Here is a 14,257-nt window from a genome sequence, read left to right on the forward strand (position 1 = left end):
ATATATTGAGAATATATTGAGAGGTTATGGATGCCTTGCCCCTACCAAGTTATTGGATATTTTTTATTATGTCAGGCAAGTATTGTCTACTTGATGGTTACTTCTACTGAGAAAAGTCCACAAAAAAGATAGGCAATATGCCTGCACCATAAGCAATGTGGGGATATTTTTTTATTGGGAAAACTCTTAAATCAAAATCAATTTTCTGTTAACTGATTCACTTCACCCACACAGTTTTAATATTGACAAATTCATGTATGCCTTGAATGCTTAATTCTCGACCATATCCAGAACGTTTAATACCACCAAAAGGCATACGTGGATCGGACTTCACCATACCATTAATAAAGACTGCACCGGCTTCAATTTCATTAATTAAACGCTGCTGTTCTTGAGTATCGGTTGTCCAACCACTACCACCTAAACCAAAAGGAGTATCATTAGCCAGCTTAATTGCTGCATCAATATCTGGAACCCGGAACAACATGGCTACAGGACCGAAAAATTCCTCTTTGGCGATGGGATGTGCTTGAGGGATGTCAGTAATTAGGGTTGGTGGATAGTAATTACCATGACTATTAGCTATGGGGTTTCCACCTAAAACCACTTTTGCCCCCATATGAACGCTTTTTTGCACCTGTTGGTCTAAATCTTGAAGTATTTTTGCAGTTGCTAAGGGACCGATATCGGTTTCTGGTAGCATGGGATTGCCTACCTTGAGAGCCTGAAATTTTTCTAATAGTAGTTTTTCAAACTTATCTGCGATCGCATCTACTACTATAAAGCGTTTGGCTGCAATACAAGATTGACCGTTATTCAACATCCTTGCTGTAGTTCCAGTCACAGCTGCGGCTTCTAAGTCAGCGCTTTCTAGGACAATAAACGGATCGCTACCACCTAATTCCAAAACTGTTTTCTTAATTTGTGTTCCTGATGCCATAGCTAAAGATGCACCGGCTGGTTCGCTACCTGTCAATGTAGCTGCTTTTACTCGTTCATCTGCCATTAAGTCTGCTACTTGATTGGCACCAATTAATAGGGTTTGAAATACTCCCTGAGGCAAACCTGCTTGTTGAAAAATACTTTCAATTGCCAAGGCACACTGGGGCACATTAGAAGCGTGTTTGAGTAAAGCCACATTGCCTGCCATGAGTGCAGGTGCAGCAAAGCGGAATACTTGCCAGAAAGGAAAATTCCAGGGCATTACCGCCAAAATTATCCCCAATGGTTGGTAGCGGACAAAACTTTGACTAGCATCAGTTTTTGCCGGTACATCAGCTAGAAATTCGGCCCCATTTTCAGCATAATAGCGACAAACTAAGGCACATTTTTTTGCTTCTGCGATCGCACTTTTGTAAGTTTTGCCCATTTCTAGGGTCATCAACTTGGCAAATTTTTCTGCATCCTGCTCTAAAATATCAGCACAAGATTGCAATAATTGCGAACGCTCCTGCAAACTAGTATAACGATAGTTATCAAAAGCCTGTTGTGCCAAATTTAATTTTGTGGCAATTTCTGTATCTTTGAGTGGCTCAAAAGTTTTCAATAATTCCCCTGTCGCAGGGTTAATTGTGGAGATAGCCATAATCTAACCTCCTATAAAATCCTATAAAAATATTGTGGTTTAGCATCCAAGGTGCTGAAATTTCAAATTATGGATGCTACTACCCAAATTCTAGTCTTTTCCAATTGTTTTGGTCGATTAATGTTAAAATTTCTCAACTTATAGCCCTACGATCAAGTAATAAGTAATAAGTAATAAATAATAAGTAATAAGTGAGTTATTGCGGTGGAAGGGTTTTCCGGCATAAAGGAGGCAGTCCCGTAGATGCCCCAAGCGCGGCTTCTCCTAGAAATGAAAAAATTTCACCATCAAGGATGAAATTGATTGTCCGTGTCCTAACTGCGTAGTGCTATATAAAAAATAATGATGCATGGCATTAATGCTCACACACCATAAGATATTTCAACAATTATTAATCTCAAGAGAATAAATTAAACTAGGAAATAGGAGGAAGGGGAAGCCATAAGTGTTTTGGAATTTACAATTTACCTCTTCCTTCTTACTTCTCGCGTAGCGAGTTAAACCTGAGCTAATTCTGGTGCAGGACGCTTACTATTACGAATATTACTAATAGCTTCGGCATAATCAGGAGCCTTAAATACTGCTGAACCAGCAACAATTGCATTTGCTCCAGCTTCCAAAACCTGCCAAGTATTATTTGCTTTTAATCCCCCATCTACCTCAATCCAAGGATCTAAACCACGTTCATCACACATTTGACGGAGTTTGCGGATTTTGGGCACTACTGTGGGAATAAAACTTTGACCACCAAAACCTGGATTGACACTCATAATTAAAATTAGATCACACACCTCTAAAACGTAATCAATCAATTCCAAAGGTGTGGAAGGATTGAGTACTACCCCTGCTTGTTTACCTAATTCTCGGATTTGGCAAAGAGTACGATGTAAGTGGGGAGATGCATTATGCTCGCAGTGTACGGAAATAATATCTGCTCCAGCTTTAGCAAAACCTTCCACATATTTCTCTGGTTCCACAATCATTAAGTGAACATCCAGAGGTTTTTTGGTAATTGGACGAATTGCCTCCACAACCAGAGGACCTATCGTAATATTAGGGACAAATCGACCGTCCATTACATCGACGTGAATCCAATCGGCTCCAGCTGCATCTACAGCACTAATTTCTTCTCCTAGACGGCTAAAATCTGCTGAGAGGATGGAGGGAGCAATTACAGTGGATTTATTGGTTTTGGTCATGGCTAGTGGGTTTTGATGCGTTCTCGTCTGTAAGTATCGTAACAAAATATTGAGCAATATATTAATTTATTTAATCCAGTTTATTGATATTTAAATAAATAAGATGAAGTACAAAGAACTAATAAATATGAACTATATGTCCAAAAAACTATCTTTACTAATTTGGGGATTGGGTATTTCTTTTTGTAGTTTACCTGTAATCGCTGGAGAAACTCCCCTCAATGGTAGTGGTATTAATGCTTTGAAGTTACATAAATTTCCATATAATCTCACAGGTCGCAAAATTGCTATTGGTCAAGTGGAAATAGGTCGTCCGGGGATGTTTGGATGGGATAAGGCGGTATCTAAGAATCGATTAATTTCCCTGGCGGGAGTTTTTCGTCGTAATCAACCGGCTAAATCTAATAGTGGTGTAGATAATCATGCTTACAATGTGGCAGGGATTATGGTGAGCCGGCATAAAGCTTTTCCCGGAGTTGCTCCTCATGCTAAGTTGTATTCCTCTGCTGTGGGTTCTAGTAAAACCTCAGCCCAGGATCGGGAATGTTTATCTGCCCAACATATAGCTTTACAGAATGGTGGGGATGTGCGGGCGATTAACTTTAGTTTCGGAGAGCCATTAAATCGAGATCCGCGACCAGATCCCTTGTTAGATGGTAATGCTTTACTAACTCAATGTATTGATTGGTCTACTCGGGTACATAATGTTGTGTATGCGATCGCTGGGAATCAAGGTAAGGGTGGTATTTCTATTCCCACAGATAATTACAATGGGGTGAACGTGGCTTTTTCTTCCCTCCGGGGAGGTATGTTTCAAAAACTTGACGTGTCCAACCTGGCGATGATTAGTGAAGGTTTTGGTCGCAGATTAGTTGGTAAGGAATTTAATTTAGGGGGACGAAATGGAATTGGGATCGTGGCTCCCGGTAATAATATTCCCGTAATTAAAGCTAATGGAAGGAGGGGAAAGGTCACAGGAACCAGTTTTGCTACTCCTCAAGTTACGGGCACCATAGCATTATTACAAGAATTTAGCGATCGCCAATTAAGGAAAAAACAACCTGGTTGGACTATTGCGGCTCGCCGTCATGAAGTGATGAAAGCAGTATTACTCAATTCTACGGAAAAAATCAAAGACAGTGGCGATGGTTTAAGGCTAGGAATGACCAGAACCTTAATTGACAAACAAAATAAAAATTGGCTGGATTCTGATGCCTACAAAAACCCCAAAGTTCCTCTCAACGACCAAATGGGAACGGGACATTTAAATGCATTTCGAGCCTATAAACAGTTTAGTGCTCGGCAATGGCGCTCATCCCAACCTGTACCAGTAATGGGTTGGGATTATCACCAAGTTACTGCTGGGAATGTTACAGAATATTTCTTAAATAAACCTTTACAAAAACAGAGTTTTGTGTCCATTACTTTGGTTTGGGATCGATTGGTGGAATTAAGAGACAAAAATAAAAATGGTCAATATGATGCTGGAGAAATATTTCGCAATCGTGGATTAAATAACCTTGACCTTTACCTCATTCAAGCTGATGCCAAAAATGATCAAGATGGTGTTGTTTGCTCCTCTGTCAGCTTTATTGATAGTGTAGAACACATTTTTTGTCCTGTTCCCACCACTGGTAAATATAAGATTCGCGTTCATTTTCAACAACAGATTAATGAACCAACTCAATCCTATGCTTTGGCTTGGTGGGGAAGGGGGAAGGAGTGAAGAAGTGTGGGGAGTGTGGGGAGTGATGGAGGGATGGAGGGATGGAGGGATGGATTGATGGAGGGGACTTTTGTATAGAGTAATCTAAAATCTAAAATCCAAAATCCAAAATCCAAAATTGAGAAGTTGTTGCGAAAACTGTAACCGTAAGGGACGAAGGCTCTGGAGATGGCATAGTCAGTATACAGACTGTGACAATTCAGGTTGCAACATGAAGCAAAAATTAAGTGATGCGAGAGAGATTTTTTTGCAAAGGCGTTATGGTGTGCGTTTGGGGAGGCGGTATGTGTTAGCTGCTGCTGGGGTAATGCTAATGAGTGTATTGGGATGCTCTCAGGTTAATGGTAATGCCAAGGATAATACAAAGAATCTGGAGCGATCGCGTGTAAATACCTCTGAATACCCCATAGCAAAAAAAAAACTCAATTCTGATAACAAAGTCGTTGCTGCAAATACAAAGTTTGGATTAAAACTATTTTCTAATGTATTGCAAAATGATTTCCAGAAAAACATTTTTATCTCCCCTTCTAGTGTAGCGATCGCTCTAGCTATGACCTACAACGGTGCTAGTGGTACTACAAAACAGGTAATGGCTAAAGGTTTAGAGTTAGAGGGGCTAGCACTACCAGACATCAATGACTCGAATTTGGCATTAAAAACACTTCTAGAAAATCTTGACCCACAAGTGAAGTTAACTATTGCGAATTCTCTCTGGGCAAATCAGAATATTAGCCTGAATCCAGAATTCCTGGCAAAAAATCAAAAGTTTTACCAAGCACAGGTGACTAATTTAGACTTTAGTAACCCTGGAGCAGCAAAAAGTATTAATAATTGGGTCAGTAATAATACGGACGGTAAAATTAAACAAATAGTTACAAAAGTACCACCAAACCAGATTTTATTTCTCATTAATGCCATATATTTCAAAGGTCAGTGGACAAAAAAATTTGACCCCAAACAGACTACCCCATATCCGTTTAAATTATTATCTGGTAGACAGAAGCAAGTCCCTATGATGTCCCAAAGCGGTGACTATTCATACTACGAAACGGAAAATTGGCAAGCGGTGAATTTACCTTATGGTAAAGACAGGAATATTGGTTTTCATATTTTCTTACCTAAGGCAAATTCTAATTTGCAGACTTTTTATCAAGAGCTAAATGTAGAAAACTGGAATCTTTGGATGTCTAAATTCCGTAGCAGAGAGGGTTCTATTCGCCTACCTAAGTTTAAAATTGATTACAAAGTCAAACTCAGAAAAGCTTTAACAGCCTTGGGTATGGGGGAGGCATTTAGCAACAAAGCAGATTTTTCCGGCATTGGAAAACAGCTCGCTCTGAGTGGTGTTACCCATAAAACCTTTGCAGAAGTGAATGAAGAAGGTACCGAAGCAGCAGCAGCTACCTCTGTTGGGGTAGTAGCAACATCCGTAAGACAAAAGCCTAAGCCATTCAAAATGATTGTTGATCGCCCGTTCTTCTGTGTCATTAGGGATCAGCAAACCGGAACTATCCTATTTATGGGTTCAATTGTAGACCCCTAGCAATTTTATAATAGTTGTTAGTTGATGGTTGATAGTTGATGGTTTTTGGTTAAAACAATATTGTCCTAACCAATATGTCCATTGCTATATTTTGGATTAATATTCTCACTCTATCCCTCCATCCCTCCATCTCTCTATCCCTCTATCTCTCCTCTAAGTAGCTTCAGAAACATTCACCGAACTCCGTGATTCCTTAGTCTTTGATTCTTGTTCCTCAGTCAGTGCAGCTATGTTTTCTTCACAATTTATCCCATCAGCTTCATGATTATTGGGATAAGGAAGACGCACAGCAATTAAAGCAGTCTTAATTACAACAGCAGTGGGAACAGCGACAATTACTCCCAAAAGACCGCCGATTCTAGCTCCTGTAAGTACAGAAATCAACACCCAAACTGGATTTAAACCAGTGAAACTACCGAGAATGCGGGGTGCAATTAAGTTTTCCAAAATTTGCTGAATAATCACCGCCGCTGTCAATACCCGCATACCCATCCAGAAATCTTGCAGAGCGACTAAGGATGTGATCAGGGCAATACCCACAGAACCACCAAATGGCACCAGCGCCATAATCCCAATAGTTAAGCCAAACAGCAGTCCAAATGGTACCTTGAGCCACAAAAATATAGAAATCAGAGCTGATGCCATGCAAACAGCTAAAATCAGTTGGCTGATAAAGAAATTCTGAAAACTCAGGCGAACTGTCTCAGAAAAAGGTTCGCGGAATTTACTGGGTAACCACTGCACTAAACTTTGCCAAAGCTCATCTCCATGTTGCAAGAGATAGAAAGTTAGTACCATAGTAAGTAGGAAGTCTAATAGGCTAGTAAAAGTGACCACAGCCAAATTTAAAACTTGTCCAGCGATCGCTTGTAATTGATTTTTGACGCGATCGTTGATTTGTCCAACTAGAACATCAAGATTAATTGGCAAACCAAAAATTTCCCCCTTCTCATTCAACATTAGTAATTGCGATCGTCCAGAGTCAATCAGCTCTGGTAAACGGGCTACTAATTGTTGAGCCTGAGTCAAAGCCAGGGGAAACAGGGTAACCCCTAAAGCTAGCAAAATTGATAATGCCAGTAAAAATACGAGAATAGCCACCTGCTCGCGTTTTGCACCTCGACCTTCCATCAAGCTGACGGGGTAGTTGAGTAAAAACGCCAACACTGATGCTCCGACTAAAATAACAATCAGGGAGTGGAAATAATCAAAAATTACCGAAACTGCCCAGCCATTAAGTACTAATAACGGAGCAAATAATGCAACCGCGCCGATTTTGGCTATTGGAGTGAGAGCTTGCCACCACTCAATGAGCTTACCTGTCTGCATTTTTATCCAAATACGGGATAGAAATCAATGAGATTCTGCTTACAGCTGATTATCTCTAAATAAAATTAAAGTCTTCATCCTCCTACTGTAGGACGAAAAGTTCAACTAAGACATATGAAAAATTTTAAATTGATGCATAAATCTTCCATAAATCATGAATCACCAACCCCCGCGACCCATTTATTGGTATACCTAATTCCAGTAATTGGCTTTTTCCCATCCTTGTGGACACTCTATCGCCGTCAGGGGACTCGGGAACAATTGACAACTAGTCGCTTGTCTATTACTTTGGCACTGACCTGGCTTTTGGGGAATTTGCTGTTATCTACTGGGGCGACAACTACTTCGGAATTATTTACCCTGCGTTTACTACTCCTCAACAGCTTTCTGACTTCTGGTTATTTCCTTGTCAGTATTTGGTTAATAATTCGTGCATTTAAGGGTAAACCAAAATCTTTACCCGGATTTAGTCATTTTGCAGAAGGATTGTGGAATAAGTATTTGTCTTAATATCTAGATATCAGGCATCAATTACAGTATTTATACTTAAATTTTTGCCAAAATGCCGATTATCTAATAATAAATCTAGTCAAATCTGGTTTAATGTTGCCATACTTTTGATCGTATAGCCTTTCTGAAAGGAGAATCAAGAATTTTCCATAGCTGTAACACAAATTCAAGATAAATAATACTACAAGTGTTTTGATTGACACTACAGTAGAGCTATCAAGACTGCTTAAATAAAATTTAGCTATGATAACTTGATTTATCTGCTGCTTGATGACAGATCTATTTAAATATTATGAGTGAGTGTGAGGAAAACAGTGACGACTAATAGAACCTCAGTAACCAATACCGATACAGTAAAAGTGTCTTTGCCACAAGATAGGCGTAATTCTAAATCTCAACCAAATCGCTGGATATGGTTCTGGATGGGTATGACTGGTATTGCCCTAGTGTCAGCCGCAGCAGGGGCATTGCTAGCAGTTTCTTTAACCAGCAAGCCATTAATGCGGGCAAGTCTCAGCGCCGATGAAGCTGCAGTATTTGACAAAAATCGTATTTCTGGGGAAGGGCTACGTTTTTCCGAATTAACCCGCCCTGTGAATATTTTGGTGATGGGGATGAGCGTTCTACCCCCAGATGTGAATCAATCACGGCAAGAAATCAAAAAATTAGGGTATTTACCCCAGCTTAATTCCTTCGAGGGTCTGGCGGATGTCATGCTTTTAATTCGTTTTGACCCGGAAAAGAAAAAGCTAGTCATGCTTTCTATCCCCAGAGATACCCGTGTTTTACTTGAGGGGTATGGGATGAAAAAAATTAATGCTGCTAACCGTGAAGGTGGTCCGGCTTTAACAGCCAAAACTGTCAGTAATCTTTTGAGTGGTGTAGGGATTGATCGCTACATCCGTATTAATGTTCTGGGGGTTGGCAAATTAATTGATGCCTTGGGAGGGGTGACAGTTAATGTACCCAAAGATATGAAGTATCAGGATGATTCCCAACATTTATATATTAATTTAAAAGCAGGTAAGCAACACCTCAATGGCGATCAAGCGTTACAATTATTACGCTTTCGTAGAGATAATCTCGGAGACATTGGTCGGATTCAACGACAGCAGATGGTGATGCGAGCCTTAATGGAGCAAAGTCTAAATCCTGGAACTTTAGCCCAGTTACCCCAAATTCTCAATGTAGTTCAAGAAAATATTGATACCAATTTAACTTTAGAAGAGTTATTAGCACTGGTGGGATTTGGAGTGCGAACCAATCGCTCTAATATGCAGATGTTAATGGTTCCTGGTCGTTTTAGTAAGCCAAAAGAATACAAAGCTAGTTACTGGTTGCCTAAGCATAAAAAAATTCCGGCAATGATGAGCCAGTATTTTGATATAGAATCTGAAGGTTTAGCAGAAATTGTACAACCGGGAAGATTGCGAGTTGCCATCCAAGATTATACTGGTAGTGATGAAATCAGCTTCCGACCCTTAATCAGAATGCTTCGCAGAGCCGGTTATGGCAATGTCTACATTGCTAAAAGCCTGGGATTGCCCTTAAAGGTAACTCGCATTGTTGCCCAACAAGGAGATGGTGATAGTGCAGAATCTGTTCGTACTATCCTGGGATTAGGAGAAGTTAGGGTAGAAAGTACTGGCAATCTTAATTCTGATATCAGCGTACAAGTGGGTCAGGATTATTTAGAACAAAGAGAAATGTTGAGCAATCCAGTTCAATCTCAAGTACCTTAAGTTAGATAAATTATATAATTGTAGGGGCTTGATACAGATTAACGTTTGATCGTAAAAGTAGTTTGTACTTTTCCCCTTTAATCTTTTAATCTTTCGTCGATTTTCAATATCAACAGAATTAATCATCCCATCCATAAAATTAGCAAATTGGATTAGATTTGAGTGTTCTGATTGAGCGTGATTGCTCCCAGATCCAATCCTGTAAAATTGGATTAACCACCTCTGGAACTTCATCTTGAGGACAATGTCCAACTCCATCTAAGGGAATAAATTTTTGTACTTGGGGAAAATTAGCTAATTCTCTACCCAACTGGATTGGCTCCCAAGGATCGGCACATCCCCATAAAATAATTGCTGGACACTTCAACTGAGGCAACAAATCTTCTGCTAAGGGACCACTAGAATAAGCTGTAAAGGCAATAAACACATCTGCTGCCCCAGTATCCTTTGCAGGCTTGATAAGTATCTCTATTAGCTCTTCTGTCACCGCTTCACGATTGACATAAGCTTGACATAAAATTTTCTTTACCGTTTGGGGATTGGCAATTTGATCAAAAAAGAATTTACCAAGGGGTTTAATTGCCAGAAGTTTTTGTAATAGTGGTGTACCAAGACGACGAGGCAAAGATAAATCTTTCCGTTTGCGATCATGTAATAGTCGTAACGAACAATTAATTAATGCTACACCCAAAGCAATGTCAGTATTGTTAACTGCTGCTTGCATTGCTGCAATACAACCAATGGAATTTCCGACTAAAAAAGCAGGTTCTTGAATCACTTCCCGGCAAAAATCAACGATCTGTTGCCCCCAGGTGTCAAATGTGTAATTAATATCCTCATGGGTATGGGGTTTATCTGAACCACCAAAACCAACTAAGTCAATGGCATAAACCCGGCAGTTTTCAGCTAGGGCTGGGATATTCTTGCGCCAATGTCCCCAAGAGGCACCAAAGCCATGCACCATAAGTACAGGTGGTCCATTTTTTCCTTGGGTTTGATAACAAATACGCAAGTTTTTCCAAGTCCAAGTTTTTGTGGAGTTTAGTAAATTAGTAGAAGTTAGAGAATCCATAAAAAAAATTCAAAATGCTTGATTAATTAAAGGCTGCCTTCGGTAGGATTTACATTCTACTTAACTTAGGGGGTTAAAAATATGTACATGTATACACAATTCCTACATTGGGTATGAAAATCATAGAACTTACCCACTCGTTAGGAGAAATTGGATGTGAGGAGTGTGGGGAGAATAGAGAAGTGATACTTCTTGTCACCCCCTGAAGCCTACACCAAAAAATTTGGGGATACTTTTTTTCTTTGGTCAACTCTAAGTTCAGTAATTTCCCAATTTACGACACTAGAATAGGTATATAAAATTGTGAATCATATAGTGTTTTTTAACTCAGTTTAATACATTTTTTTGTTAATTGTTACACCCTAATGGAGGCATTGGGAATCTTTTTGCATTGGAATCAAACAAAAAATATATCCAGTAAGGCACCTAATAAGGATTGAGCTTTGATTGGGAATTACCCTGAAAATAAGATGAATATATTTAATATTTCTTAGTTCCTTTGAGCCAAATAAAATGAATATATTAGATACGATTAATACCTCTATAGGGAGCTATGCACCAGATTTTGAGCTACCAGGAATTGACCAACAAGTACACCACTTGGGTCGGTATCTGAATAAGTATCAGGTAGTTGCTGTTATTTCCATGGGCAACAATTGTCCTTATGTGAAATTTTATCTGGATAGATTTAAGCATCTGCAAACAGAATTTGCTGCATTGGGTTTTACTTTGATGGGAGTAAATGGTAACAATGATGTTGAGGCTAAACTCATGGAAAGCTTTGATAATATGAGAAAATTTGCCCTAACTCATAAATTAAATTTTCCCTACTTGTGGGACTCAACCCAAGATGTAACACACAGTTTTGGTGCCAGCAAAACGCCGACAGCTTTCCTTGTAGACAAAAATGGTATTCTTCGCTATAAGGGTTTGATTGATGATAGTCCTAAGGACTATAAATTGGTGAAAAATAGTTATCTAAGGGATGCAGTTACTTCTTTGTTAGCGGGAGAAGAAATTGCTATCCCAGAAACTGAACCTATAGGTACCCCTTTAATCTGGAGGAACTAGAGACAGATTGTCGCCCTCACTGCTATGTTTAATTGGAGGTAATTGCAAATTTTCTGATCGAGTTGAACTTCATGGGAACACATTACCGACGGGTTTTACTAAAAATAAGTGGTGAAGCTTTAATGGGAAATATGGGTTATGGAATTGATCCAGAAGTGGTCAAAGAAATAGCCGAGGAAGTAGCAGAAGTAGTTGCTAGTGGCGCACAAATAGCAATTGTAGTTGGTGGGGGTAACATTTTTCGTGGGATGAAAGCGGCATCGGCGGGTATGGATAGGGCAACCGCTGACTATATTGGCATGATGGCCACGGTAATGAATGCCATGACCCTACAGGAGTCCTTAGAAAGGATAGGAGTGCAAACTAGAGTTCAAACTGCGATCGCCATGCAAGAGGTGGCAGAGCCTTATATTCGCCGTCGTGCCATCCGTCATCTGGAAAAAAACCGGGTGGTAATTTTTGGTGCGGGTTCGGGAAATCCGTTCTTTACTACTGATACTACCGCAGCATTACGGGCAGCAGAAATTGATGCGGAAGTTATCTTTAAAGCAACCAAAGTAGATGGAATTTACGATGCTGACCCCCAGATATATCCTGAGGCAAAACGTTACCAAAGTCTTACTTATGCCCACGTTTTGGCTAAGGATTTGCGAGTGATGGATAGTACTGCCATCGCCTTATGTAAAGAAAATAATATTCCCATTCTTGTATTTGACCTAACTGCCCGTGGTAATATTCATCGTGCAGTGATGGGAGAAGCTATCGGCACCCTTGTTGGAGGTTCCTGTGAAATTATCTGAAGCTGAAAGTACGATGCAAAAGACCATTGATGCTACTAAGCGGTCTTTTAACACAATTCGTACAGGTCGCGCTAATACTAGTCTCCTAGACAAGGTAATGGTAGACTACTATGGCGCACCTACCTCTTTAAAAACTCTGGCAAATATTAATACGCCAGATGCTAGTACAATCATGATTCAGCCCTATGACAGAGGTAGTATGAACTTGATTGAAAAGGCAATTTCTCTGTCAGATTTGGGTCTAACTCCTAGTAATGACGGTTCTGTGATTCGATTAAATATTCCACCTCTCACTAGCGATCGCCGCAAGGAACTAGTAAAACTTGCTGCTAAGTATGCAGAAGAAGGGAAAGTCGCAATTCGTAACATTCGCCGCGATGCCGTGGACTCTATTCGTAAACAAGAAAAAAATTCGGAAATATCTAAAGATGAATCCAGAGACCAACAAGACGACATACAAAAATTGACTGATAAGTACATTAAGAAAATAGACGAATTATTGGCAGACAAAGAGAAAGATATTGCCACCGTCTAAACCTATTTCCGTCAAGCAAAATGATAGGTTTAATTTGATACTTTTCATCTTTAGTCAAAAGTACCAAAATTTTCCCCGTAAATACTAGATTAGCTGCTGTGAAGTTAGACTTCACAGCAGCTTTTTAGTTGGCGGTAAAGAGTTCGTAACTTTCTGCCTGGTGGAACATTTGACACCTAACATATTTGACGGTAATATAATATACAGAAAATAGTGTTGCAAACACTAGGATAGAATTTCATTTTATACCAATTTGCAAAATGATTGCGACAGATGAAAGTTTGAAAAGCTTATGTAGTAACTCTTTAACAATCCAAAATCCAAAATCCAAAATGGTATTAGATGCTTCATTTGTAGCAAAAATTTAATTATTTCATATAAAATGCGCGACAAAATTGCAACTTTCAAGATGGGCGAGGTTGAGCTGGCATAATGGAGAATATTTTTACTGCCAAGGAAAGAGTTGTGGCAGAAGCAGAAAAAGACTCTTATTCAGAATTATCTTATTCAGAATTATTAAAACAAAATTTTATTAATTTATTTGAGACTCTAGAATTTAATGAAAGATAAAAGCACTATCTAACATATCGTTGGTTAGAGCAGATTTTTTAGAGCAGATTTTATGGATGGAAGGAAAAGCTAATCATGCCCGCCAGCGCTATTACCTATTACGATTAACAACAATTATTGGGGGTGTGGTTGTTCCCACTTTGGTAAGTTGAAATATTAATGGTAAACCCTTAGATTCATATCTTAAGGGGTTTACTATTATCCCATCAGGAATGGTAGCTATTAGTTCCGCAGTTGAGGAGTTTTTTCATTATAGAGAACGCTGGCGGCATTATCGGCGTACAACGGAAATTTTGAAAGTACAAGGGTGAGAATTGTTTGAAATAACTGGTTCCTATGCCAGTTATAAAACCCATGAGGAAGCTTTTAGTCATTTTACAGGAGCTGTGGAAGAGATAATTCAGCGTGATGTAGAAATGTATGTTACCAAAGTTACGCAAGAAAATAAAAAGTCAGAACAGGAGAAAAATTCGGACGTATAAAAAATTCAAGAATAAAGATTTACTTTGCTACTTGTTGGCTTTGCGCTAAATTATGTAAACCTGAATAATTACGGATATCAATAATTTATCCAG

Annotated in this window: 12 protein-coding genes and 1 pseudogene; 9 read left to right on the top strand and 4 right to left on the bottom strand. The window is 39.3% G+C overall.

The window, feature by feature from the left end; translation table 11 throughout:
- Nucleotides 1-217: 217 nt before the first annotated feature.
- Nucleotides 218-1,585 carry an NAD-dependent succinate-semialdehyde dehydrogenase gene (locus tag CALSC_RS11235; RefSeq protein WP_088241439.1) on the bottom strand — a complete coding sequence of 456 codons (1,368 nt, stop codon included), beginning with the start codon at nt 1,583-1,585 and terminating at the stop codon, nt 218-220.
- A 497-nt stretch (nt 1,586-2,082) separates the two neighbouring features.
- Nucleotides 2,083-2,784 (bottom strand): ribulose-phosphate 3-epimerase, encoded by a 702-nt coding sequence (gene rpe / locus CALSC_RS11240; protein ID WP_088241440.1) that lies wholly within the window; start codon nt 2,782-2,784, stop codon nt 2,083-2,085.
- Between the two features lie 136 nt (nt 2,785-2,920).
- Between rpe and CALSC_RS11245 the strand changes: the two genes are divergently transcribed.
- On the top strand, nt 2,921-4,510 hold the full coding sequence (locus CALSC_RS11245) for a S8 family serine peptidase (RefSeq protein ID WP_088241441.1): 1,590 nt from the start codon (nt 2,921-2,923) through the stop codon (nt 4,508-4,510).
- A gap of 211 nt (nt 4,511-4,721) precedes the next feature.
- Nucleotides 4,722-6,053, top strand: a complete 1,332-nt coding sequence (locus CALSC_RS11250; RefSeq protein ID WP_088241442.1) for a serpin family protein — start codon at nt 4,722-4,724, stop codon at nt 6,051-6,053.
- Nucleotides 6,054-6,206: 153 nt separating this feature from the next.
- Here the strand turns inward: CALSC_RS11250 and CALSC_RS11255 are convergent, their stop codons facing one another.
- Nucleotides 6,207-7,382 (bottom strand): AI-2E family transporter, encoded by a 1,176-nt coding sequence (locus tag CALSC_RS11255; RefSeq protein ID WP_088241443.1) that lies wholly within the window; start codon nt 7,380-7,382, stop codon nt 6,207-6,209.
- Between the two features lie 114 nt (nt 7,383-7,496).
- Between CALSC_RS11255 and CALSC_RS11260 the strand changes: the two genes are divergently transcribed.
- Both CALSC_RS11260 and CALSC_RS11265 read left to right on the top strand, forming a co-directional pair.
- A complete protein-coding gene (locus CALSC_RS11260) occupies nt 7,497-7,892 on the top strand; it encodes a hypothetical protein (RefSeq protein WP_088241444.1) in 396 nt (131 codons plus the stop codon).
- Nucleotides 7,893-8,206: 314 nt separating this feature from the next.
- Nucleotides 8,207-9,634 (top strand): LCP family protein, encoded by a 1,428-nt coding sequence (locus tag CALSC_RS11265; RefSeq protein ID WP_407641909.1) that lies wholly within the window; start codon nt 8,207-8,209, stop codon nt 9,632-9,634.
- Between the two features lie 139 nt (nt 9,635-9,773).
- Here CALSC_RS11265 and CALSC_RS11270 read toward each other — a convergent pair whose 3' ends face one another.
- Nucleotides 9,774-10,706 (bottom strand): alpha/beta fold hydrolase, encoded by a 933-nt coding sequence (locus CALSC_RS11270; protein ID WP_088241445.1) that lies wholly within the window; start codon nt 10,704-10,706, stop codon nt 9,774-9,776.
- Nucleotides 10,707-11,219: 513 nt separating this feature from the next.
- Here CALSC_RS11270 and CALSC_RS11275 point away from each other — a divergent pair.
- The 5 genes and pseudogenes from CALSC_RS11275 (at nt 11,220) to CALSC_RS27425 (ending at nt 14,164) form a co-directional block, all read left to right on the top strand.
- Entirely contained in the window at nt 11,220-11,777 is a 558-nt protein-coding gene (locus CALSC_RS11275; protein ID WP_088241446.1) for a thioredoxin family protein, read from the top strand.
- Between the two features lie 71 nt (nt 11,778-11,848).
- Nucleotides 11,849-12,577 (top strand): UMP kinase, encoded by a 729-nt coding sequence (gene pyrH, locus CALSC_RS11280; protein WP_088241447.1) that lies wholly within the window; start codon nt 11,849-11,851, stop codon nt 12,575-12,577.
- On the top strand, nt 12,564-13,112 hold the full coding sequence (gene frr / locus CALSC_RS11285) for a ribosome recycling factor (RefSeq protein WP_088241448.1): 549 nt from the start codon (nt 12,564-12,566) through the stop codon (nt 13,110-13,112). Before pyrH ends, frr begins: the two co-directional genes overlap by 14 nt.
- Before the next feature lie 626 nt (nt 13,113-13,738).
- A pseudogene (locus CALSC_RS27420) lies at nt 13,739-13,993 on the top strand (DUF4231 domain-containing protein).
- Between the two features lie 3 nt (nt 13,994-13,996).
- Nucleotides 13,997-14,164: a hypothetical protein gene (locus CALSC_RS27425; RefSeq protein ID WP_235006763.1), complete on the top strand. Its 168-nt coding sequence runs from the start codon at nt 13,997-13,999 to the stop codon at nt 14,162-14,164.
- Nucleotides 14,165-14,257 lie beyond the last annotated feature (93 nt).

This window comes from Calothrix rhizosoleniae SC01 (assembly GCF_900185595.1).
Lineage (GTDB): Bacteria > Cyanobacteriota > Cyanobacteriia > Cyanobacteriales > Nostocaceae > Calothrix_A > Calothrix_A rhizosoleniae.